The sequence below is a fragment of the Acinetobacter sp. TGL-Y2 genome (genome assembly GCF_001612555.1).
In the GTDB taxonomy this organism is placed as follows: Bacteria; Pseudomonadota; Gammaproteobacteria; order Pseudomonadales; family Moraxellaceae; genus Acinetobacter.
The window spans coordinates 1,550,446-1,573,858 of sequence record NZ_CP015110.1; the positions used below are offsets into that span (position 1 = coordinate 1,550,446).

A 23,413-nucleotide genomic window follows, 5' to 3' on the forward strand; every position below is an offset into this window, starting at 1 on the left:
GAACTCGAAACCTTGATTACAAGATTTCAATTTTAAAATCTGCATTAAAAGGAGCTGAACGTGATTGTACCCATTCGAATAGGTCAAGGAATTGATGTACATGCATTTGAGGGAGGAAGTTTCGTTACTTTGGCGGGTATTCAGATTCCACATACACAGGGTTTAAAAGCGCATTCTGATGGTGATGTGGTTTTACATGCTTTGAGTGATGCTTTATTGGGTGCGCTGGCATTGGGAGATATTGGGCAGCATTTCCCAGATACGGATGAAAATTTTAAAGGCGCAGACAGTCGTGTGTTGTTAAAGCATGTCTACCAGTTGGTTATGGATCGAGGTTATCACTTAGCGAATGCTGATATCACGGTGGCTTGTGAACGACCAAAACTGGCGAAGCATAATTTGGCCATGCGTCAAAGCATTGCAGATGTTCTAGAGGTTGATGTCAATCAAATCAGTATTAAAGCGACCACGACAGAGACACTCGGCTTTACAGGGCGTCAAGAAGGGATTCTTGCGACTGCGAGCGTTCTGGTTACACATCATTAAATAAGAATTCAAAATGATTCTCGTTGAGACGAGAGCAATTGGAGGGCAAAAAGCCAGTGAAACTCACTGGCTAAGTCGCTAAATAATGTAAATAGTTAGGAATATTGATCTGCATTCATTAAGGATTGTTGTAAATCTTGGGTTGATTTTCGACCTTGAAGTTGTAGAGCTACCGCGTGAATTAAACCTGTCCATGTTTCATTGGGTTCCCAAACCTCATGCATCAGTTCTTGTGCAGTCGGCATATCCATATCCATAAAATATTGGCGATATAAATACATCAGGCTACTACATTGATTGTTTTTAGAGCAGTGAATCCAAACCATTTTATGTTGAACCAAATGATCAATCAGATCTAAAACAAATAAACACTGCTCATCCGTGGGCATATCCCAGTGAATCGGAACTTGAATATAGTTCAATCCCAGTTCAGCGCAAATGCGATCTTCATTGTCCAAGTGTGGCTCTGCATCTGTAAATGCAAGGTTAATCACCGTGTCTACGCCATACTCTTTGATTTGTTTAAGCTGTTCAGCGGTCGGTTGTCCAGAGCTGAACAAATGGTCATGAACAAATTGAAAATAAGGAACATGACTTAATTCTGATTCAAGGTGATTCATAAATTGTCTTCTACATAAAAAACGCCATCTCAAAGATGGCGTTGATCATTCAATTATCGATTTGGCAGCACATCTTTTAAGGCTGCATCCATCTCTAGCAGCACTTTCTCTGTGGTTTCCCAATCAATACAACCATCCGTTACAGACTTACCATACTCTAAATCGCAAAGATTTTCAGGAATATCTTGGCGTCCGCCTTTTAAGTGGCTCTCCACCATAATACCGACAATGGATTTATTGCCATCTAGAATTTGTTCAGTGATGTTTTTCAGTACAAGCGGTTGTAAATACGGGTCTTTATTCGAGTTCGCATGACTTGCGTCAATCATGATCTTGGTGCTGACTTTAGCTTTTGCCAATGCATTTTCAGCATCAACAACTGAGCCTGCATCGTAATTCGGTTTACCATTTCCACCCCGTAAAACCACGTGAGCATAGGGGTTGCCTTTGGTGCGAATCACAGACACTTGACCTTGATCATTTAAACCAAGGAAGCTATGACCGTGTTTTACAGATTGCATCGCATTGGTTGCAACGGTTAAACCGCCATCTGTACCATTTTTAAAGCCGACAGGAGACGATAAACCAGAGGACATTTCACGGTGAGTTTGGCTTTCTGTAGTTCGTGCGCCAATGGCTGACCATGAAATGAGATCTTGATAATACTGCGGTGAGTTCGGATCAAGTGCTTCAGTTGCACACGGCAGACCTTTCTCATTCAATTCGAGCAAAAGTTTACGACCTAAACGCAGACCTTTTTCGATATTAAATGAATCGTTCATGTCTGGATCATTGATCAGACCTTTCCAACCCACAGTCGTACGGGGTTTCTCAAAATACACACGCATAATAATATATAAGGTGTCTTTGACTTTTTCTGCTAATACTTTAAGACGGTCAGCGTAATCATGCGCTGCTGCGACGTCATGAATGGAACACGGTCCAATGACCACAAACAAGCGTTTATCTTGACCATCTAAAATTTGACGAACAGTTTCACGACCATTCAGCACAGTTTGATATGCTTTTTCATTGAGCGGAAGTTCTGCTTTAAGTTGAGCAGGTGTCACAAGAGGTTGAAAACTTTGAACATTCACATCGTTGATATCTGATTGTGTAATGGTATTAGACTGTAGTGTATTCATTGCCGTCACTGGTATTAGAAGATACATAAATATTGTTAGTTGCTTGAATATAACACGTTTTAATCAATGTGCTGCTATATAAAACACCAATTAAGACGTGAATCACGCTGTGCGTAACTCAATCAATTAACCCACTTGTTGAATTTGTGCAGTGCTGATCATCGTAACTTGTTCAGGGGCTTGCACAGGTTTTGATTTGACTGGGTTTAACATAAAGTTGATCCCAATGGCAAATAAGGTAATGCCCAAAATTTTACGGATGATCCGTTCGGGCAGGTGTGAGCTGAGCAAAGTACCGATGATGATTGCAGGAATAGAGCCGATTAATAACCACATCAGAAGATTAAAGTCGACATTGCCTGAATTCATATGCCCAATGCCTGCAACCAAGGTTAACAGCACGGCATGCACTACATCTGAACCGATAATGCGAATCATAGGTAAATTGGGAAACATGATAATGAGCGCCATAATACCAAATGCGCCAGCACCCACAGAGGATAAGGTTACAAAAACTCCGAGAATCACACCCATAATTAGAATGTAAAAACGTTTGTCTTTAAAGCGTTGTCGTTCTTGTTCTATTTCTTGAGGTTCAAGCTTTTTACCAAATTTGCTAAAGAAGCGTTCCACTTGAGTGCGAAAGACAATAGACACCCCAGTCAAGGTCAGCATAAAGCCCAATACCATCGTCAGGATAGCTTTATAGTGCGTCGACTGGCTTAAATAGTTGTCCAATACCCAAGTCGTGGCAAGCGATGCTGGAATACTACCGAGCGCAAGCCAAAGCACAATAGGCCAAACAATATTGAGTTTTTTTGCATGCACGAATGAACCACAGAATTTTGAAATTGCGGCATAAAGCAGATCTGTACCAATGGCGATGTGAGGTTCAATTTTGAATAACCCAATGAGAATCGGCGTCATCAAAGAACCACCGCCAACCCCTGTCACGCCGACACAGAAGCCTACCAAAACGCCTGCCAATATATACTCTACGGAACCCAACATAACAAATGCAACATATCAAAAATCCCGCATATCTTAGGGTTTTTTCATATATAGAGTTGTATTGATAATTGATTTACTTATTCGAAAAAAAGCTAAAGCACCTCAGATTTTTATTAGAAAACAAACTGATGAAATTTTATAAATTTAGCTTTTAACTATCATAGCATCAGAATGTTTAGCCTAAATGACCCTGAAAAATACCTAGATATGTATCACTTCAATAACGGGCTTGAAGTCCACACATGTTGAAGCGTCATTGAATCCTGAGGCGTATGGATGCTCACATTGATCAGCAGCATGAATGGATGATTATGTTATGCTAAGGGCGCTGAATCTGAAGGAACAATGTCTTGCAAAATCGAAAGCTTAAAATAGGAATAGTGGTGGGTGAGGTATCTGGGGATACTTTGGGTGCTAAACTGATTCGACGTTTTCGCGAGCAGGGTATAGATGCAGAGTTTGAAGGTATTGGTGGTCCTCAAATGATTGCAGAAGGCTTTAAAAGCTATTACCCGATGGAGATTTTATCGGTGATGGGGATTGTTGAAGTCTTAAAAGATATTAAGAAATTATTCGCAGTTCGGGATGGCTTAGTAGAAACATGGACACACAGCCCAGTTGATATTTTTATAGGTATTGACGCGCCTGATTTTAATTTACGCCTCTCTAAAACTATCAAACAGAAAAATCTACCGATTAAAACGGTGCAGTATGTCAGTCCTTCGGTCTGGGCATGGCGTCAAGGACGTGTGCATGGCATTAAGGCCACTATTGATCTGGTCTTGTGTTTATTTCCTTTTGAAAAATCATTTTTTGAAAAATTTGCAGTAAAAGCGGCATTTGTAGGACACCCGTTGGCCAATCAATTGCCCTTAGTCAATCCAATTCAAGCTGCCAAGCAGGCTTTAGGTTTAGCGGTTGATCAAAAGCATATTGCACTACTGCCAGGTAGTCGCCGTGGGGAAATTGAAAAATTAGCACCCTTGGTGTTAGATGCAGCACAGTTAATTCTGCAAAAACATCCAGATTATGAGTTTTTAATCCCCGCGATTAATGATGCGCGTAAGCAGCAAATCGAAGCGATATTGATTACTTATCCTGAGCAGCTGCGTTCAAAAATAACATTATTAGAAAATACAGGGACTGAATCCAAAATTGGTCGCATGGTCATGGACGCGAGTGATATTGTGGCTTTGGCATCAGGCACAGCCACATTAGAAGCCGCGCTGTTGCATCGACCGATGGTGACCTTTTATAAATTGAATTGGTTGACCTACCAGATTGTGAAATGGCTGATTAAAATTCCGTATTATTCATTGCCTAATATTATTGCGGGTAAACGAGTGATTGCTGAGCTGATTCAGCATGACGCAACGCCTGAGAAACTTGCACTGGAAATTGAAAAATTGATGAATATTGAACATTCAAAAATTCAGTCGATGCAGTTGCTCACCATGCATAAGCATTTACTATCAGATCACAGTGAAGATCCCGTAGAAGCGATTTTAGGTCTGGTCAAGTAACCAGAGTTTAAACAAAGCCTCAATAAGTGAGGCTTTTTTTGATGGAACTTTTAATAGTGCTTACTCTGCGCGAACTTTCAGCTCATAGCCTGTATATTTACGAATATTGATCACGCCTGTATCCATGAGCAGATATTGACCTTTAATCCCTTGCAATTTGCCGCGAATGATTGGGGTTTTGTCTAAATTATGCGAAATAATTTTTTCTGGATAATGATCGACCGGATACACAAATTCACGTGGTAATTCATTTTCCAAAATTTCAACATTTTCGTTAAAGTCCAAGCTCATACTGAACTCATCACGAATCATTTCAATTTGAGGCTCAAACTCATCGAGTAAACTGTCTCGGATTTGAATTAAGTCGATGGGATCAGATTCACCTTTGAGCAATTTACGCCAATTGGTTTTATCCGCAACTTGCGCGCCAAACATGACTTCAAGCTGCCCTGATAAACGACGTGAACCGACTTTCATAATGGGCAGTGCTTGCGTTGCACCTTGATCTAGCCAGCGCGTTGGCATTTGCCCTAAACGGGTAATCCCAACTTTAAGCGCACTCGAATTGGCCAAATAAACAATATGCGGCTGAAAACACACTTCTTGCGCAAAACGCTCTTCACGGCATGTGCCCAAGTGGTAATGGCAAGTTTCAGGCTTCATAATACACATATCGCAAGATGCTTTGGTCTTCATGCATTTAAAACAATGTCCTTGCGAATAGGACTTCGGCGTTTTTGCCCCACATGAAACACAAAATATTTTGCCTGTCCATTCGAGTTCAATTTCTTGACCCAAATGAAAAGGCAGGTTAATTTCAGCGCGATCTAAGATAAATTTATATTCAACATTTGCCTTGTGTATTTGCTGTTCGGTTACACTGAGGTGACTAAGACCTGCATGCATTTTGTGGCAAATGCCTTGTAGTTCCATGTTTCAATTCTCTCTTTATAAAGGTGCAGTACATGGCTGAGAAAAATGTCATCACGTCGATGCTCGACGATTTATCTAAACAACAGCCGATCTCTACTGCATTGTGTCTGGGGCAAAACTTCAGCCTAGACCAGTATCAAACGATTCAATGGACACATTTTAACGTAACTGAATTTTTAATTCTCCCTTTTACACAAAGATATGACTTAGCTGTTGTCCTCTTCAATACAGAATCACTTAAAGCATTAAGTTCACCTCAAAAAACCCAAATTTTGGTTAAGCTTCGTGACTTATGGGCAAAGCGGATTGTGGTGCTGGCTTCTGTTGAAGATTCACAGTTACTGCGTAGTCTTGGATTTACGCAATTAATTGAACATAGTTCAGCGGATATAAATTTAGCTTTTTGGCAATTTAATATTTTGACCTATAAGCATGTGCCAGATTGGTTTAATTCGAAATTTTGGGCCAATCCAGAGCACTGGAACAAATTCCGTTGGTAAAATGGTCTTGAGTCATTTAACATCATTAAAATTACAACAATTATCTTTCATATATTATTTATAAAGAATTGTATGATCAGCTTGAACATTAACTCTTGAGGTCAACATTATGACAAATTTAAGCAATATCGTAGAAATATTGGCAAAACAAGCTTTAGGTGGCAGTCAACAAAACGGTCAACAATCTCAGCAAGGCGGTCTAGGTGGAATCTTAGGTTCTGTACTGGGCGGTTTGGGCGGTCAGCAGCAAAACCCACAACAAAGTGATCAGCAGCAAAACCAGCAACAAGGTGGTTTAGGCGGAATCCTAGGTTCAGTACTCGGTGGTTTAACAGGAGGTCAAGCCCAAAATTCAGCACCAAAAGCAGGCGGTTTTAATGCACAATCCCTTTTGATTGCAGTTGTTCCTTTGGTCTTGGGGTGGATTCAAAAAAATGGCGGTTTACAAGGCGCGCTTGATCAACTTAAAGGTCAGGGCTTAAATAGTCAGGTGGATGATTGGGTGTCTACGGGTCCAGGTGCAAACGCAAACATTAACCCTCAAGCGGTTCAAAATTTATTTGATCAAAATGATGTCGCACAAGTAGCAGAAAAAGCACAAGTCCCAACGCAAGAGGTCTATGGCGCTATTTCTTCAGTACTTCCAGAAATTATTGATTCATTAACACCACAAGCTGGTGAAACTAACCAGCAAGAAGCCAATTCAGATATTCAAAATGTCATGAATTTGGTTTCAGGCTTTTTAAAATAAAGACTAAAGCCTACAAAGCATAACCCTAGAAAAAAACCAACTTGAATCGAGTTGGTTTTTTTATAAAAAATAATCATAGTTTTGAATAGGTTGGGAGTCAGCTATTGTGAGTCGCCCATTGTAATGATGAATTTCAGTGTGATTCTGCCATCCATTACAGAAGGATGTACTGAAACAGTTGAATACTCGATTACTTGTATTATCTAATCAGCTTTTTGGAATAAAAAATGATTATAGCGGTCTATTGCTGTGCTATTCATCAAGTTGCAACCTAGATCTTGGACAATGCAATAAAATAATTTGAATAGCGTGTCAGATCATGAAAATACACATTCCAAAGCATCTATTAGCGTTGTTATCCATTGGATTGTTTGTTTCAGGATGCGGCGAGGATGATTCAGTGGCGGCAGTTCAACCGACACCACAGAGCAAAGCCTTAGAATTGAATATTTTGCACATCAATGATCATCATTCACATTTAGATGAAGAAAATATCAAATTTAAAGCCGACGTCGGGGCGGGTTTAGAAGAATTTACTGTCAAAAGTGGTGGTTTTGCACGGGTTGCCGCATTGATCAACCAACTAACTTTAGAGAAGAAAAATGTCTTAAAAATTCATGCGGGTGATGCGGTAACAGGAGATCTTTATTATAACCTGACCGACGGCAAAGCAGATGCTGAGGCAATGAACACGGTATGTTTTGATACTTTTACCCCGGGTAATCATGAATTTGATTCAAAAGATGCTGGATTAAAGACATTTATCGATTTTCTTGACCAAGGGAGCTGCCCAGAAAAAACTAAAATTTTAGCTGCCAATATCGAATTTGGTAGTTCATCCCCTCTATATCAAACCAAACGGATTAAAAAATCACAAGTTTTTGAAAAAGAAGGGGTCAAGTTTGCCATTATTGGACTGACTGTCGCCAAGAAAACCAAAAATTCATCCCAACCGAATGCCGATACTATATTCACAGATGAAATTGAAACGGCTCAAAAAGAAATTGATCGCTATGAAGCGCAAGGAATTAATAACATTATTTTGCAGACGCATGTGGGCTATGATCTTGATCAGCAGTTAGCAAAATCCTTAACTGGTGTCGATGTGATTGTTGGTGGGGATTCACATACATTATTAGGGCCAGAGAGCTTAAAAAAATATGCGATGACGCCTGAAGGAGCTTATCCAACTCAACTTAAAAATAAACAGGGTCAGTTGGTTTGTATCGCTCAAGCATGGCAATACAGTTATATCGTCGGTGATTTAAATGTAAAATTTGATCGGAATGGTAATGTTGAAAGTTGCAGTGGCACACCACACATCTTAATTGGTCATGATTTTAACCGCAGTGGCAAAGATGCAAAAGCAGTCACTGATCCTGAAAAGCAGATCATATTCAACCAATTTAATACCGATCAAGTTCCATTTAAGATGGTCACACCCTTACAAAAAACATTAGATATACTCAAATCTTATCAAGAGCAGAAAAAAAGCTTTGCCCAAACCATAATTGGACGAGCTACCGATAATCTATGTTCACGCCGTGTACCTGGAATACAGCGTGATGTAAACCGCTCAACCCTAGGTGATGCTTGTAATAAAAACACGCATGTTGATCAGCATGGCGGTGATATTCAACAAATTGTTGCTGAAGCCTTTTTACAACAAGGTAAAACCTTTTTTGCTGCAGATATTTCATTCCAGAATGGCGGTGGGGTTCGTGAAGACGTTGCTTTGGGAGATGTAAATGTTGGAAAAATTTATAATGTTCTCCCTTTTAAAAATACATTATTGCGTTTAGATATGACAGGTACAGAAATTAAAGCGACGCTAGAGGATGCAATAGATGGAGTGATCGCTCAAAATAATACGGGAAGTTATCCTTATACAAGCGGTTTGCGCTGGAAAGTCGATTTCACAAAAGACAAAGGGCAACGCGTAACTGATATAGAACTACGTAATACATTAGGTCTGTACTCAGCTTTAGATCTTAATAAGAGCTATAAAGTGATTACAATTGATTTTTTAGCCAATGGTGGCGACTACTATACGACTTTGAAGACGATTCAAGGTGAACGACGTATCAACGTTGGATTGGACTATGCGGAAGCTTTTTTACTCTACATCCAATCACTGGATGGTCCTCTAGGCGAAAAGAAAACAGGTAAATTAGAGAGTGCTCATTACAGTACTCAGCTCTTTATAGACAAAATTAAATAAATTAATTTTGATGTGCAGTTTTAAAGCCCTTGTTTTATTCTGCTTTTTTGATTAATTGTGTGATTTTTTATATAAATCACGATTAATTCTGCTTTTTTGGGTTAAAAAACCATCACCCAGTGTAATTCAATGAAATAAGGGGTTGCGCTAGAAATAAAACTGTATAGAATACGCTGCATACCGACGAGATAGACGGAAGCGAACGAAGCTGATTGGCTGAGTTGTTAAGTTTATTGAAGTCCAGCTTCTAGCACTGACGAGGTGTTAGAAAGATCATTAAGAGATTATGAAGAACAACTTGTGTGGATTTTTACTGATTGATCGATCGAAATTATTTTCATTGATTTACTGGTAGAAATTACTCGAAGTTTATTTGAGAAATATTTGTCAGAAGATTGATGAGCCAAGATTGGTACCCTTTAAGGTACTAAGCAATATTAAACTGAAGAGTTTGATCATGGCTCAGATTGAACGCTGGCGGCAGGCTTAACACATGCAAGTCGAGCGGGGGAAGGTAGCTTGCTACCTAACTTAGCGGCGGACGGGTGAGTAATACTTAGGAATCTGCCTATTAGTGGGGGACAACAGTTGGAAACGACTGCTAATACCGCATACGCCCTACGGGGGAAAGCAGGGGATCTTCGGACCTTGCGCTAATAGATGAGCCTAAGTCGGATTAGCTAGTTGGTGGGGTAAAGGCCTACCAAGGCGACGATCTGTAGCGGGTCTGAGAGGATGATCCGCCACACTGGGACTGAGACACGGCCCAGACTCCTACGGGAGGCAGCAGTGGGGAATATTGGACAATGGGGGGAACCCTGATCCAGCCATGCCGCGTGTGTGAAGAAGGCCTTTTGGTTGTAAAGCACTTTAAGCGAGGAGGAGGCTACTTGGATTAATACTCTGAGATAGTGGACGTTACTCGCAGAATAAGCACCGGCTAACTCTGTGCCAGCAGCCGCGGTAATACAGAGGGTGCAAGCGTTAATCGGATTTACTGGGCGTAAAGCGTGCGTAGGTGGCCAATTAAGTCAAATGTGAAATCCCTGAGCTTAACTTAGGAATTGCATTCGATACTGGTTGGCTAGAGTATGGGAGAGGATGGTAGAATTCCAGGTGTAGCGGTGAAATGCGTAGAGATCTGGAGGAATACCGATGGCGAAGGCAGCCATCTGGCCTAATACTGACACTGAGGTACGAAAGCATGGGGAGCAAACAGGATTAGATACCCTGGTAGTCCATGCCGTAAACGATGTCTACTAGCCGTTGGGGTCTTTGAGACTTTAGTGGCGCAGCTAACGCGATAAGTAGACCGCCTGGGGAGTACGGTCGCAAGACTAAAACTCAAATGAATTGACGGGGGCCCGCACAAGCGGTGGAGCATGTGGTTTAATTCGATGCAACGCGAAGAACCTTACCTGGTCTTGACATACAGAGAACTTTCCAGAGATGGATTGGTGCCTTCGGGAACTCTGATACAGGTGCTGCATGGCTGTCGTCAGCTCGTGTCGTGAGATGTTGGGTTAAGTCCCGCAACGAGCGCAACCCTTTTCCTTATTTGCCAGCGGGTTAAGCCGGGAACTTTAAGGATACTGCCAGTGACAAACTGGAGGAAGGCGGGGACGACGTCAAGTCATCATGGCCCTTACGACCAGGGCTACACACGTGCTACAATGGTCGGTACAAAGGGTTGCTACCTAGCGATAGGATGCTAATCTCAAAAAGCCGATCGTAGTCCGGATTGGAGTCTGCAACTCGACTCCATGAAGTCGGAATCGCTAGTAATCGCGGATCAGAATGCCGCGGTGAATACGTTCCCGGGCCTTGTACACACCGCCCGTCACACCATGGGAGTTTGTTGCACCAGAAGTAGGTAGTCTAACCTTAGGGGGGACGCTTACCACGGTGTGGCCGATGACTGGGGTGAAGTCGTAACAAGGTAGCCGTAGGGGAACCTGCGGCTGGATCACCTCCTTAACGAAAGATTGACGATCGGTAAGAATCCACAACAAGTTGTTCTTCATGAAGATGTATCTGAGGGTCTGTAGCTCAGTTGGTTAGAGCACACGCTTGATAAGCGTGGGGTCACAAGTTCAAATCTTGTCAGACCCACCAATCTAACGAACGAAGATGAAGCAATTCATCGGAGTGAAGGATAAGAAGATATATCGAATCTATATGATAAGCTGGGGACTTAGCTTAGTTGGTAGAGCGCCTGCTTTGCACGCAGGAGGTCAACGGTTCGACTCCGTTAGTCTCCACCAAATTTCAAGACAAGAAAAGCATGCTTTTCCTTGAAATTTAAAGCAAGAAGCTATGCTTCGCGCAGGCTTTAATCAAACGAAGCGATGTTCGAATGCAAAACAAGCAAACAGCTAGATAGCTTATAGAGATTAACAAGTACAAGCATTAAGATATGCGGACTTGGTAATCTCTGTGATTTATCACAGTTTCTAGACCTGACGAAGGCTAGAGCAATCATTAACAGAATATATTTGAGTTGAAATAAATTGTTTAAGGCTCAGAACTAAATTGACATTGAATTGTTACACGCAAGTGAAACGATTGAATGAAAGTGAAGTGATGAGAAACTAGCGATTAACTGAATCAAGCGTTTTGGTATATGAATTAGATTGAAGCTATATAGTGTTTAAATACACGAAACAACGAACTGTATGAAGTAACGTAAGTGACTTCTGTCCTAGTACTGCTTGTAAAGTACTACGACTGTTTGGGGTTGTATAGTCAAGTAATTAAGTGCATGTGGTGGATGCCTTGGCAGTCAGAGGCGATGAAAGACGTAATAGCCTGCGATAAGCTCCGGGGAGGCGGCAAATATCCTGTGATCCGGAGATTTCTGAATGGGGAAACCCACTTACCATAAGGTAGGTATTGCAACATGAATACATAGTGTTGCAAGGCGAACGAGGGGAAGTGAAACATCTCAGTACCCTTAGGAAAAGAAATCAATTGAGATTCCCTTAGTAGCGGCGAGCGAACGGGGAAAAGCCCATTAAGTCATATAAGTTCTAGTGGAATGCTCTGGGAAGTGCAACCGTAGTGGGTGATAGTCCTGTACACGAAAGGGCTTATATGATGATGTCGAGTAGGGCGGGGCACGTGAAACCTTGTCTGAATATGGGGGGACCATCCTCCAAGGCTAAATACTCCTGACTGACCGATAGTGAACCAGTACCGTGAGGGAAAGGCGAAAAGAACCCCTGTGAGGGGAGTGAAATAGATCCTGAAACCGCATGCATACAAGCAGTGGGAGCCGGCATTGAGTCCGGTGACTGCGTACCTTTTGTATAATGGGTCAGCGACTTACATTCAGTAGCAAGGTTAACCGAATAGGGGAGCCGTAGAGAAATCGAGTCTTAATAGGGCGTTTAGTTGCTGGGTGTAGACCCGAAACCAGGCGATCTATCCATGAGCAGGTTGAAGGTTGGGTAACACTAACTGGAGGACCGAACCCACTGTCGTTGAAAAGCCAGGGGATGACTTGTGGATAGGGGTGAAAGGCTAATCAAGCCTGGTGATAGCTGGTTCTCCCCGAAAGCTATTTAGGTAGCGCCTCGGACGAATACCATTGGGGGTAGAGCACTGTTTCGGCTAGGGGGTCATCCCGACTTACCAAACCGATGCAAACTCCGAATACCAATGAGTACTATCCGGGAGACAGACTGCGGGTGCTAACGTCCGTAGTCAAGAGGAAAACAATCCAGACCGCCAGCTAAGGCCCCAAAATTATAGTTAAGTGGGAAACGATGTGGGAAGGCATAGACAGCTAGGAGGTTGGCTTAGAAGCAGCCATCCTTTAAAGAAAGCGTAATAGCTCACTAGTCGAGTCGGCCTGCGCGGAAGATGTAACGGGGCTAAAACTATATGCCGAAGCTGCGGATTTGCAATTTATTGCAAGTGGTAGGGGAGCGTTCTGTAAGCCGATGAAGGTGGATTGAGAAGTCTGCTGGAGGTATCAGAAGTGCGAATGCTGACGTGAGTAACGACAAAACGAGTGAAAAACTCGTTCGCTGAAAGACCAAGGGTTCCAGTCCAACGTTAATCGGGGCTGGGTGAGTCGACCCCTAAGGCGAGGCCGAGAGGCGTAGTCGATGGGAAATTGGTTAATATTCCAATACTTCTGTGTAATGCGATGAGAGGACGGAGAAGGTTAAGTCAGCCTGGCGTTGGTTGTCCAGGTGAAAGGTAGTAGGCATGCATCTTAGGCAAATCCGGGGTGCTCTATGCTGAGAACTGATAGCAAGCTAATTTATTAGCGAAGTGGCTGATACCATACTTCCAGGAAAAGTCTCTAAGCTTCAGTTACACAGGAATCGTACCCTAAACCGACACAGGTGGTCAGGTCGAGTAGACCAAAGCGCTTGAGAGAACTCTGCTGAAGGAACTAGGCAAAATGGTACCGTAACTTCGGGAGAAGGTACGCTGTCGACGGTGATGGAATTTACTTCCTGAGCTATTGATAGCCACAGAAACCAGGCCCCTGCAACTGTTTATTAAAAACATAGCACTCTGCAAACACGAAAGTGGACGTATAGGGTGTGATGCCTGCCCGGTGCTGGAAGGTTAATTGATGGGGTTAGCGTAAGCGAAGCTCTTGATCGAAGCCCCAGTAAACGGCGGCCGTAACTATAACGGTCCTAAGGTAGCGAAATTCCTTGTCGGGTAAGTTCCGACCTGCACGAATGGCATAATGATGGGGGCGCTGTCTCCAGCAGAGACTCAGTGAAATCGAATTCGCCGTGAAGATGCGGTGTACCCGCGGCTAGACGGAAAGACCCCGTGAACCTTTACTGCAGCTTGACATTGAACTTTGATCTTACTTGTGTAGGATAGGTGGGAGGCTTTGAAACTTGGACGCTAGTTCAAGTGGAGCCAATCTTGAAATACCACCCTGGTAATATTGAGGTTCTAACTCTGCTCCATAATCTGGAGCGAGGACCATGTCTGGTGGGTAGTTTGACTGGGGCGGTCTCCTCCTAAAGAGTAACGGAGGAGTACGAAGGTGCGCTCAGCGTGGTCGGAAATCACGCGTAGAGTATAAAGGCAAAAGCGCGCTTAACTGCGAGACCCACAAGTCGAGCAGGTACGAAAGTAGGTCTTAGTGATCCGGTGGTTCTGTATGGAAGGGCCATCGCTCAACGGATAAAAGGTACTCTGGGGATAACAGGCTGATACCGCCCAAGAGTTCATATCGACGGCGGTGTTTGGCACCTCGATGTCGGCTCATCTCATCCTGGGGCTGAAGCAGGTCCCAAGGGTATGGCTGTTCGCCATTTAAAGAGGTACGCGAGCTGGGTTTAGAACGTCGTGAGACAGTTCGGTCCCTATCTACCGTGGGCGTTGGAAATTTGAGAGGATCTGCTCCTAGTACGAGAGGACCAGAGTGGACGAACCTCTGGTGTACCGGTTGTGACGCCAGTCGCATCGCCGGGTAGCTATGTTCGGAAGGGATAACCGCTGAAAGCATCTAAGCGGGAAGCCTACCTCAAGATTAGATTTCCCTAGGACTATATGTCCTCTAAAGAGCCGTTGAAGACTACAACGTTGATAGGTTGGATGTGGAAGCATAGTGATATGTGAAGCTGACCAATACTAATTACTCGTGAGGCTTGACTATACAACACCCAAACAGTTGGTGTTGTTGATCTAATTGATACAAAAACCTTGATTTAGTAATCGCAAGTACCTAAACTGCAACTCAAATATTATTCTGTTAATAACTCTTTTGGTAGAACGCCTTGGCATCTAAATAAGACCAATGCAAGTATCCATAAACAGTTGTGCTGGCGACAATAGCAAGAGTGAACCACCTGATCCCTTCCCGAACTCAGAAGTGAAACCTCTTCGCGCTGATGGTAGTGTGGGGTTACCCATGTGAGAGTAAGTCATCGCCAGCTCATTAATTCCTAAAACACCCCCTTCATCTTAATGATGAAGGGGGTGTTTTTTATTGGGATTTTAAAATATGAGGATAAAAAGCTTGCTGAAATTGAGATTTATTCATCATAGATATAATTTTTAAATCTCATCTATTTCACCATATATAAAACAGCAATGATTCATAAAATGAACCATTTACGATGAAAAACCTGGTTACAAATAACCAATTAATGAATCATATCAAAAATGCCAACTTTCAAAGTCTTTTAATGATTTTATTTAATTTAACTATTTGTTTTGTATTGTTTATTATTTAGATGCTAAAACAGAGATTATTTTACTAAAATAATGCCAACTAAAAAATTGAAAACTTTTGCCAATTAAATTTTTAATAACTGAAAAGGCAGTTGTTCTATCCAATAAATCTCTAGACAAATCTCATATTCAAACGCATTGTTATAATTAATGAATAGAAATTCATTAATTATAACAATGCTCACAATTGGAGGTGAGAAAATGACAACACAAGTCGTGAATGTCAATACTGTAGTAGATAAGGCAAAATTTAAACCTTTCCATATGACTGTGGTCTTGTGGTGTTTGTTTATTGTGTTATTTGACGGTTATGATTTAGCAATTAATGGTGTGACGCTGCCACTGTTGATGCAAGAATGGAATATGAGTGCTGTGCAAGCGGGAATGCTTGCCAGTACAGCGCTTGCTGGTATGATGTTTGGTGCAATGTTCTTTGGTATGTTGGCTGATAAAATTGGTCGAAAAAATGTTATTTTAATTTGTGTGACTTTATTTAGTGGCTTTACTTTTGCAGGTGGATTTGCCTCAAATCCTACTGAATTTGGTGTTTTACGTTTTATTGCAGGTTTAGGTATTGGTGGGGTATTACCCAATTTAGTGGCTTTGACTTCTGAATATGCACCAGCGAAACTCCGTAGCACCTTGGTGACAGGAATGTTCAGCGGTTATGCAATGGGCGGTATTATGGCAGCCTTATTTGGTGCGTGGTTTACCCTAAGTTTTGGTTGGCAAATTATGTTCTGGATTGCTGGTGTACCATTATTATTTTTACCGCTGATTTGGAAATTTTTACCTGAATCATTGGCTTTCTTAGTGAAACAGCAAAAATTAGAAAAAGCGCGCCAAATCGTTCAAAAATTATCACCTGAAGACAAGATTACTCCAGATACCGTTTTAGCGTTTAATGAAAGTAAAATTCCAGCGGCTTCTATCTCTGCGCTCTTTCAAGAAGGTCGTGCGAGAGGAACATTATTGTTTTGGTTAGCATTTTTTATGTGCTTGCTTATGTTATATGCATTAGGAAGTTGGTTACCAAAATTGATGATGGCAGCCGGCTATTCATTGGGCAGTAGCTTAATGTTCTTATTGGCACTCAACATTGGTGCTGTAATTGGTACAGCAGGTGGTGGAGTGCTCGCGGATCGATTCCACATCAAACCTGTAATTATCAGTATGCTGATTGTGGGGATATTGGCTTTAATCGGTCTAGGTTTCAATTCACCACAACCTGTCATTTACTTATTGGTGTCTTTAGCAGGTGCTGCATCTGTAGGTTGTAGTATTTTGCTTTATAGTTATGTGGCACAGTTCTATCCATTGGCCGTTCGTTCAACGGGTCTAGGCTGGGCATCGGGTATTGGTCGAATGGGTGCGATTGTGGGTCCGATTATTATTGGTTACTTGTTAGGTATGGAACTTCCACACAAAATGAATTTTATTGCTGTGGCCATTCCTGCGATGATTGGGGGGATTGCAATCTTATTGATTAAACGTGATAAAGTAATTAAAGTACCGCAAGATACTACGATTAAAGCCCCTAAGGCTGTACTTGATTAATCATTTATTACATACATAAAAAAGCCTCGTTAAGAGGCTTTTTTAACAGGAATCATAAAATGTAATTACAGTTTTGATTTCAAATCCTGTTGATGTTGTTTCACTTGTTTGGCATATCGCTTGCCTTGTTTTTTCATTTTACGGTTGGTGTTATAACCTGTAGGTCCGACATTGTAATAAGCTAAGGCTTTCTTCCAGCTGCCAGCAGATTGATTGTATTTCGCAATAATATATGTACCACAATTGATATTGATATTTTCTTCCAACAAATCGCCAGGGCAGTTTTGTTGCCAATAACGTGGAATGACCTGTGTTAGACCCACCGCACCTGCGTGAGACACTGCATAATTACGGTAGCTTGATTCCTGGCGGATCAAGGCGGCAACCAGTAGCGGATCAACTTGATATTGAGTAGCATTTTGAATGATCATTGGAGAAACGCGATTGGCGGTCTCTGGTGCAACAGAGTAGGCTTGTTGGATGCCTTTCGAGAGTTTTGCTGCACGTTTTTCAACAGATCCGCCACCTAAAGATGAGCACCCCGCAAATGCAAGGGCAGAGACGATCACAAAAACAGACTTGATAGATAAGTGAGGCATAGTGTTTATTTTAGATTTTAAATGTAAAAAATACTGAGGAATCAACAAAATAAAATCCATATTTGATTAGAAATTTCAATGAATGATGTTAATAATCCACCGATCTGAGGTCAAGCCAGTTCTGCTCTTGATTTGATGTATTTTGTTAAATGCGGGATTTTTGGGATGCGTTATTTAAGCGTTGAATTTCGCAGATAATAGATTAAGCCAGCAATCAAAAAACCAATCCTCCTGAATCGATTTTTCGTATTTGAGTCTTTCGCCATTATTCCTGTTATAGCTCATAAACTAATGTATTCACTTATGATTTTTGTTGTATGTGTTTAAGAACATCCTGTTCCCGATAAAATTACTTTAGCTCTAACATTTTAAGTGAATCGTGCTCATTTCGCCCTCGCCCGTCAACCAAAACATAGATTGCTTGTTGAAATGGACCAGTGGCTTTTGATGAATCAACTGTTTAGATGAGTCGTTAAAACCAATATCTGAGAATGTGAAAGAAAATAGGCGCAGAAAAACAAATCGAATCAATACGATCAAGCATACCACCATGTCCATGAATGAGCTGACCCCAATCTTTTACGCCACGATCACGTTTAATTGCTGACATGACCAATCCACCAAAGAATCCGAACATACACACAATGAGACCGATAAATGCCGCTTCAAAATAACTAAAGGGTGTTAACCAAGACATGGCGACACCTAAGGCAGAGGCTAAAATCACTCCGCCGACTAAGCCTTCAATGGTTTTTGAAGGGGATAACACAGGCGCAACTTTATGATTGCCCCAGAGTTTTCCACACACGTACTGGAGAACGTCAGAAGCTTGAACCACCATAATGAGCCAAATGGCCAGCCAAATTGGTTCACCGTCAAAGTTTTGCAGTTTCAAGTTAATCAGCGCAGGGACGTGTGAGATGCAAAATACGCTAATCATAAGGCCCCATTGAATTTTGGAACTACGTTCTAAAAAATGAGTGGTGTCCTCTTCTTTCAGACTGGCAATGGGAATGAGTAAAAACACATAGAGCGGTATAAAAATAGAATAGAGTCCATACCAATCGATATAGACCAAATAATATTGATAAGGAATCACAAAATAAAATGCAATAAGTAGTGGAATATAATCGCCACGACGTGTTGGCAGTAGACTAATAAATTCTCTTAATGCAAACAGTGATATGAGTGCGAATAAAATAATAAATGCGATATTGCCAAGCAAAATGGCTGTGGCGATCACAATCAGCATAATCCACCACGCATTAATTCGTGCGTTTAAATTATCAATGACTGGTACAGGCTTTAAGCCTGTTTTTTGTTTAAGAATGAAGCCAACAGTTGATGCAAAAACCAAAATACCCGCAAATATGCCAAATAAAATATAGGTTTGATGTAGATTGTTGAGTGTCATTGATTTTCTACCGCTTTTAATTTGAGTAGTTCATTTTGGGCATACTCGAGAAATTCTTTTTTATCCCTGTACTGATGTTTGTCCAGTGGCGCGCCGAAAATCACAGTAGAAAGTAGGGGCAAGGGTATAATCGCGCCTTTGGGCATGACGCGTTTAAGATTTGAAATCCAGACGGGAATAACTTCGACTTCAGGAAATTGTTTGGATAAATGATAGAGACCACTTTTAAAGGCCAAGAGTTGTATATCGTCTTCTAGGTTACGTGTGCCTTCTGGGAAAAAAATAATCGAGTAACCTTCAGCTAATACATCTTTAATGGGCTGAAGGGGATCAGATTGATCTTCACGTTTTCGTTGTATAGTCACGCCTGAAAATGTATCTTGAATTAAAAAGCGTCTAAAGCGATCTTTCATCCAATAATCTGATGCTGCAACAGGTCTTGTTTTACGGCGAATATCATGCGGTAAAGACGACCAAAGTAAAATAAAGTCGATGTGACTGTTATGATTGGCGTAGAAGATTCGCTGTTTCATTTCAGGCTGGGACCCGAACCAAATCGACCTTGCCCCAGTAAGCAGTCTAGCACTCCTACGGGCGATAAATGCAATGACTCTTGCACATGAGGCAGATATCTTATTTTGAGATTTCCTCGTCTGAGGCGGGGTGTGAGTAGCGTTAGTTGGTCGGTCGGTCATGAAGCAATCCACATATTTGAGTTAAATCGATTAGACCACCAAGAGCGCAAAAAGTGATGTCATTTGCAAGATCAATACTCCAATTTGAATGTTTAAAAGTTTAAGACAACCTTTAAATCTTAAATCCCAAGTTCGATTGGTTTTCTTTTTTGACATGAGCCCCAAGTGGACTAGTGTGGTATCAAGTTGCTGAGTCAGCGTATCTTGATCTGTATCTTTTGTATGAAGTTGTTGATACAGCATGAGTAATAGTTCTGAATCCAATTTAACACGAATCGAAAGATAGTGATGTAATAAAGTAAGCAGTAATGATAATCCTATGAAGATGATTTCAATGAGTTTTAAATCGACCTGTATCAGTGCATAGAGCAGACAAAAAGTCAGAATGAAGTAGCTGGCACAGAGCAGAGTGCATGTCGCATCCAGTAATTTCGCTATCACAAAAAAAGACATATTCATGGCGCAAGTCCTTTAAGCTTCAACACGTATAGATTTAATTGTTGGATTTGAGCCGCTTTTAAAACAATCCAAGGGCGTGCCTGTTGAACCAAGCTTATGGCATTGGGCATGTTGTCTACGTATCCATTTTTGACCAACCATGCACATAATATGGCTGAACTACGTGAATAGCCTAAGGCACAAAAAATTAATAATTTCGTTTTTTGATCGTTATTGCTCTTTAAAGCTAAAAATAACTGATCAAAATTGTGAACCGCTTGTGCAAGTTGATTGGCTTGTAAGGGGATTAAATCCAGACTGAAATAATATTGTGTAATGATCTGCTGTTGTTTAACGTTTAAAGTAGATCGCGGAAGTTCAGCACAGCAATCAAAAATAGCTTGATAGTGAATGAGATCAGCAGAAGTGGGAATTCGTCCTAAATAGATCTGACAGCCTTCAATAGCAATGATATTTGAGTCTTCGGGATGCTTGTGGGTCCACAGTCGACTATTGAGCCATGCCAATATCAGATAAGGTGCCAATATCATCCTTGCACCTGCGCTCAATTTTCCATTGCCGAGCTTTTGAAAAAAGTGAGCACGTGCAAAAAAATAAGCCAAACTGACCATGAGTAGGGAACATGCAGGGTAAAGAAGCCATAAAAATGCGGATTTAAAGATAAATGCCGTCACGCATAATATTACTGTAGTAATTAAATAATATGCCCCAAGTTTCAGGTGCTTCGGCGTTAAGCGATGCGTTAAATCTTTAGAAAAGGGAGACTGAACCTCTACTGGAAATAGCCATAAGCACAATGCACCCACCAAAATCCCGGTGGGAATATCAATAAAGTGGTGTTGCCACGTGGTTAAAACCGAAATACCAATCAGCAATGACCAAAGATCCACCACATATTTGAAGTGATCACTGACATGACGTCGATAAAAATCCCACAAAATGACCAAAAGGACTATATGGAGTGAAGGCGCCTGATTAAAAGGCTTATCAAAACCCATCAGGACATCGAACCAAATGCCAAAGAAACCGCTTAATTCAGGTCGCTCAAAGGTAAATTTTAAGGGGAACAGTAAAAAACAAGCAATCGATATGATTTGAGCCGAGAGTAGGCGTAGCACATGCTGCTTCAGCTCAAACAGATTCCAGCATAAAAGCAATGACAGCCCATAAAATAAATCGATCGACCAGTACGGTACAATGCTCCAAGGCCAAAGCGGTATATGCTTCTCCCAATCAAAGACAATAAATTTGACCTCATCTAAACCCGCAGCATATTGATTGGCAAAACCATAGGTCAGGAAGAAAAACGGCGCAAGAAAAACCAAGCACAGCATTCCCCATTTCCATGTGCCTGTCTGTTTGGTCAACTCTTGCATGTCACTGTCCTATTTTTATTATGGTTTTAAAAGATGTATAACACTCAAATGTATAAAACACAGCATGCGCTACACCTGATTTATTTTGAAGTTTAGATTTTTTCTGCGACAGATACGGTAAATATGCCAAACTCATCAATACATTGATCGATTTTTTTGAAGCCCGCTTGTTCAACCAGTGCATCCATTTCAGCTTGGGAACGCAGTCGCATTACCCAAGCACTTCCTTGACGGTGTGATGATAGGGCACGTGCGATAAACTCTTGTTGTGGATGCCAAATCTGACCCGTGTAAATCAGGTAACCGCCTGATTCAATCGCTTGGCTGAGTCCAGTTAAGGATTGATTCAGTAAAGCATTGTCACTAAACAGCTCATATAAACCCGATACAACCGCAAGAGTGGCCTTGGGCTGAATCGAGGCTAAAGAGGCGGTATTGAAAGCATCAGCTTGTACAAAGTTGGCAATAGCTGAAAATCCACGTTCATCAATCATCTGCTGACCTGCCTTTACATTGATCTCGCTATAATCTCTGAGCAAAATAGATTCAGGGCGTGTAGGCAGATGTTCTACGGCATCTAGAATATAGCGCCCATGGCCGGAGGCAATATCTAAAATTTTTAAAGCTTTAGATTTTTGGTGTAAGCATTCAGCGTATTTTTTAACCAGATGTTCAATGTTTTGTTTACGAATGCGAATGCCGCGCCAACCAATCGCATTGAGATATTGTCGATCGATCATTCTACCCAAAGCATTTGAACTTTCAGATTGATTTCGATAGACAAAATCTAAAGTACTGCCAGAGTCATAACCTGTATCTTCACCAATTTTCAGCCCTTTAGACATCAGACTGCCTATTTTTAAATTCTTTTTGGTGAGTTGCCAGAAGGCATTTTTGATCGATTTATTCGGTAGTTTCGCGCTTAAGTTCTCGGCAGTAGCGCAGCTTGCACCGATTTTATCTGCATGCAGCACATCAGGGGCTTGGTAAGGGGTAGCAAAAGACTGCCCAATGAAACGACGAATTTTCTCGATGGCAACACTACGATTTTTTTCGCCTAAAGTGTCATGGAAGAAGCCTTCTAAAACATGGAATTCTTTTTGTGGATGCGACAGTTTTTGGTAAAACTCACGCTGAGGTTTTTGCTGCACCACAAAATCTGAACCTGAGCACAGCACCTGCGTCGGAACAAAGATATGCTGAGCATCGTCTATGATTCTTTTTGAAGCATCATACAGTCCTAACAGCATACGTACCGATATAGCACGCGCAATTTTAGGATCGGTATCATAACTTTTGGCGCGCTCAAGATCATGCGTGAGCATACTGGATTTGACATAACTTTGGATAAAGAAATTACCCCGCAGTTTCTCTAAAATGCGTAGTCCAGGCTCTGCAAGTGGCACATAGAGTTTTATATCAAAGGCAGGGGAAGCTAAACATAGCGCGCGGATTTTGGGTGCATAGTCATGAACCCAAGTGGCTGACAATACAGCGCCGACACTTTGCCCAATGACAGCAATATTCTGCTCAGCAATGTCATAGGTCTTTTGAATATGTTCTACAAAAGATTGAATGTCTTTGACACAAGCTGAAAAACTCGGCGCATCGCCACGTTCACCAGGAGAATCTCCATGTCCGCGGGCATCCCAAGCAAAAAAATCATAGTCAGCAAACTTCAATTCTTCGACCAAATGTGCCATACGATCCGAATGTTCGTGTCCACGATGAAATAATAAAATGGCACGCTTTTCATTGCAAGGCTGAGAACTGGCCCAATGCTGATAAAAAATTGGCGTTTGATCATGACTAATAAAGGTATGTTTTGTATTGATATGCATAGGGAG

General features: G+C 41.6%; 16 protein-coding genes, 2 tRNA genes and 3 rRNA genes. 11 read left to right on the forward strand and 10 right to left on the reverse strand.

Translation table 11 applies throughout. The features are described 5' to 3' along the window. The first annotated feature begins 60 nt into the window (after positions 1-60). A complete protein-coding gene (gene ispF, locus AMD27_RS07265; RefSeq protein WP_067658339.1) occupies positions 61-546 on the forward strand; it encodes a 2-C-methyl-D-erythritol 2,4-cyclodiphosphate synthase in 486 nt (161 codons plus the stop codon). A 95-nt stretch (positions 547-641) separates the two neighbouring features. On the opposite strand, the gene AMD27_RS07270 is transcribed toward ispF, so the two are convergent. The 3 genes from AMD27_RS07270 to AMD27_RS07280 all read right to left on the reverse strand — a co-directional run bounded on the left by AMD27_RS07270 (position 642) and on the right by AMD27_RS07280 (position 3,322). After that, positions 642-1,166, reverse strand: coding sequence for a protein tyrosine phosphatase family protein (locus AMD27_RS07270; RefSeq protein ID WP_067658342.1), 525 nt, complete (start codon positions 1,164-1,166; stop codon positions 642-644). Positions 1,167-1,219: 53 nt separating this feature from the next. Then, complete coding sequence (locus AMD27_RS07275; protein WP_067658345.1) at positions 1,220-2,311, reverse strand: 3-deoxy-7-phosphoheptulonate synthase; 1,092 nt, start codon at positions 2,309-2,311, stop codon at positions 1,220-1,222. A gap of 126 nt (positions 2,312-2,437) precedes the next feature. Beyond that, on the reverse strand, positions 2,438-3,322 hold the full coding sequence (locus tag AMD27_RS07280; protein ID WP_067658348.1) for a sulfite exporter TauE/SafE family protein: 885 nt from the start codon (positions 3,320-3,322) through the stop codon (positions 2,438-2,440). Between the two features lie 350 nt (positions 3,323-3,672). On the opposite strand from AMD27_RS07280, the gene lpxB reads away from it, so the two are divergent. Continuing rightward, the gene (lpxB, locus tag AMD27_RS07285) at positions 3,673-4,845 is read left to right on the forward strand and encodes a lipid-A-disaccharide synthase (RefSeq protein WP_067658351.1); all 1,173 of its coding nucleotides are present in this window, start codon (positions 3,673-3,675) and stop codon (positions 4,843-4,845) included. A 60-nt stretch (positions 4,846-4,905) separates the two neighbouring features. Here lpxB and AMD27_RS07290 read toward each other — a convergent pair whose 3' ends face one another. Further along, positions 4,906-5,778 carry a DUF2797 domain-containing protein gene (locus AMD27_RS07290; protein ID WP_067658354.1) on the reverse strand — a complete coding sequence of 291 codons (873 nt, stop codon included), beginning with the start codon at positions 5,776-5,778 and terminating at the stop codon, positions 4,906-4,908. 32 nt (positions 5,779-5,810) lie between these two features. Between AMD27_RS07290 and AMD27_RS07295 the strand changes: the two genes are divergently transcribed. The 9 genes from AMD27_RS07295 to AMD27_RS07335 all read left to right on the forward strand — a co-directional run bounded on the left by AMD27_RS07295 (position 5,811) and on the right by AMD27_RS07335 (position 17,023). Continuing rightward, entirely contained in the window at positions 5,811-6,278 is a 468-nt protein-coding gene (locus AMD27_RS07295; RefSeq protein ID WP_067658357.1) for a DUF6231 family protein, read from the forward strand. Positions 6,279-6,387: 109 nt separating this feature from the next. Next, positions 6,388-7,029: a YidB family protein gene (locus tag AMD27_RS07300; RefSeq protein WP_067658360.1), complete on the forward strand. Its 642-nt coding sequence runs from the start codon at positions 6,388-6,390 to the stop codon at positions 7,027-7,029. 319 nt (positions 7,030-7,348) lie between these two features. Then, complete coding sequence (locus tag AMD27_RS07305) at positions 7,349-9,250, forward strand: bifunctional metallophosphatase/5'-nucleotidase (RefSeq protein ID WP_067658363.1); 1,902 nt, start codon at positions 7,349-7,351, stop codon at positions 9,248-9,250. A 439-nt stretch (positions 9,251-9,689) separates the two neighbouring features. Continuing rightward, positions 9,690-11,227, forward strand: a 16S ribosomal RNA gene (locus AMD27_RS07310). Between the two features lie 61 nt (positions 11,228-11,288). Continuing rightward, a tRNA-Ile gene (locus AMD27_RS07315) sits at positions 11,289-11,365 on the forward strand. Between the two features lie 73 nt (positions 11,366-11,438). Beyond that, positions 11,439-11,514 (forward strand) — tRNA-Ala (locus AMD27_RS07320). A 479-nt stretch (positions 11,515-11,993) separates the two neighbouring features. Beyond that, positions 11,994-14,888: ribosomal RNA gene (locus tag AMD27_RS07325) — 23S ribosomal RNA — on the forward strand. 165 nt (positions 14,889-15,053) lie between these two features. Further along, positions 15,054-15,168, forward strand: a 5S ribosomal RNA gene (gene rrf / locus AMD27_RS07330). The 16S, 23S and 5S rRNA genes sit together here with 2 tRNA genes alongside, the layout of an rRNA operon. A gap of 499 nt (positions 15,169-15,667) precedes the next feature. Further along, positions 15,668-17,023, forward strand: a complete 1,356-nt coding sequence (locus AMD27_RS07335) for an MFS transporter (protein WP_067658366.1) — start codon at positions 15,668-15,670, stop codon at positions 17,021-17,023. A 65-nt stretch (positions 17,024-17,088) separates the two neighbouring features. Here the strand turns inward: AMD27_RS07335 and AMD27_RS07340 are convergent, their stop codons facing one another. From AMD27_RS07340 to AMD27_RS07365, 6 genes are all read right to left on the reverse strand, one after another. Next, positions 17,089-17,622, reverse strand: a complete 534-nt coding sequence (locus AMD27_RS07340; protein ID WP_067662860.1) for a lytic transglycosylase domain-containing protein — start codon at positions 17,620-17,622, stop codon at positions 17,089-17,091. A 472-nt stretch (positions 17,623-18,094) separates the two neighbouring features. After that, the gene (locus tag AMD27_RS07345; protein ID WP_067658369.1) at positions 18,095-19,036 is read right to left on the reverse strand and encodes a phosphatidate cytidylyltransferase; all 942 of its coding nucleotides are present in this window, start codon (positions 19,034-19,036) and stop codon (positions 18,095-18,097) included. Then, positions 19,033-19,731, reverse strand: coding sequence for a lysophospholipid acyltransferase family protein (locus AMD27_RS07350; protein ID WP_067658373.1), 699 nt, complete (start codon positions 19,729-19,731; stop codon positions 19,033-19,035). Before AMD27_RS07350 ends, AMD27_RS07345 begins: the two co-directional genes overlap by 4 nt. A 30-nt stretch (positions 19,732-19,761) precedes the next feature. Next, complete coding sequence (locus AMD27_RS07355; protein ID WP_067658376.1) at positions 19,762-20,190, reverse strand: hypothetical protein; 429 nt, start codon at positions 20,188-20,190, stop codon at positions 19,762-19,764. Beyond that, on the reverse strand, positions 20,187-21,566 hold the full coding sequence (locus tag AMD27_RS07360; protein WP_067658380.1) for a dual specificity protein phosphatase family protein: 1,380 nt from the start codon (positions 21,564-21,566) through the stop codon (positions 20,187-20,189). The genes AMD27_RS07355 and AMD27_RS07360 overlap by 4 nt, the downstream gene beginning before the upstream one ends. A gap of 92 nt (positions 21,567-21,658) precedes the next feature. Continuing rightward, the gene (locus AMD27_RS07365; protein WP_067658383.1) at positions 21,659-23,407 is read right to left on the reverse strand and encodes a bifunctional alpha/beta hydrolase/class I SAM-dependent methyltransferase; all 1,749 of its coding nucleotides are present in this window, start codon (positions 23,405-23,407) and stop codon (positions 21,659-21,661) included. Positions 23,408-23,413: the final 6 nt, after the last annotated feature.

Bases quoted from the DNA above. Each gene is read 5' to 3' on its own strand.
- AMD27_RS07295 (WP_067658357.1), top strand. From the start codon at position 5,811: ATGGCTGAGAAAAATGTCATCACGTCGATGCTCGACGATTTATCTAAA.
- AMD27_RS07345 (WP_067658369.1), bottom strand. From the start codon at position 19,036: ATGACACTCAACAATCTACATCAAACCTATATTTTATTTGGCATATTT.
- AMD27_RS07275 (WP_067658345.1), bottom strand. From the start codon at position 2,311: ATGAATACACTACAGTCTAATACCATTACACAATCAGATATCAACGAT.
- AMD27_RS07290 (WP_067658354.1), bottom strand. From the start codon at position 5,778: ATGGAACTACAAGGCATTTGCCACAAAATGCATGCAGGTCTTAGTCAC.
- AMD27_RS07350 (WP_067658373.1), bottom strand. From the start codon at position 19,731: ATGACCGACCGACCAACTAACGCTACTCACACCCCGCCTCAGACGAGG.
- AMD27_RS07360 (WP_067658380.1), bottom strand. From the start codon at position 21,566: ATGCAAGAGTTGACCAAACAGACAGGCACATGGAAATGGGGAATGCTG.
- AMD27_RS07270 (WP_067658342.1), bottom strand. From the start codon at position 1,166: ATGAATCACCTTGAATCAGAATTAAGTCATGTTCCTTATTTTCAATTT.
- AMD27_RS07300 (WP_067658360.1), top strand. From the start codon at position 6,388: ATGACAAATTTAAGCAATATCGTAGAAATATTGGCAAAACAAGCTTTA.
- AMD27_RS07305 (WP_067658363.1), top strand. From the start codon at position 7,349: ATGAAAATACACATTCCAAAGCATCTATTAGCGTTGTTATCCATTGGA.
- AMD27_RS07355 (WP_067658376.1), bottom strand. From the start codon at position 20,190: ATGAATATGTCTTTTTTTGTGATAGCGAAATTACTGGATGCGACATGC.
- AMD27_RS07340 (WP_067662860.1), bottom strand. From the start codon at position 17,622: ATGCCTCACTTATCTATCAAGTCTGTTTTTGTGATCGTCTCTGCCCTT.
- AMD27_RS07335 (WP_067658366.1), top strand. From the start codon at position 15,668: ATGACAACACAAGTCGTGAATGTCAATACTGTAGTAGATAAGGCAAAA.
- AMD27_RS07280 (WP_067658348.1), bottom strand. From the start codon at position 3,322: ATGTTGGGTTCCGTAGAGTATATATTGGCAGGCGTTTTGGTAGGCTTC.
- AMD27_RS07365 (WP_067658383.1), bottom strand. From the start codon at position 23,407: ATGCATATCAATACAAAACATACCTTTATTAGTCATGATCAAACGCCA.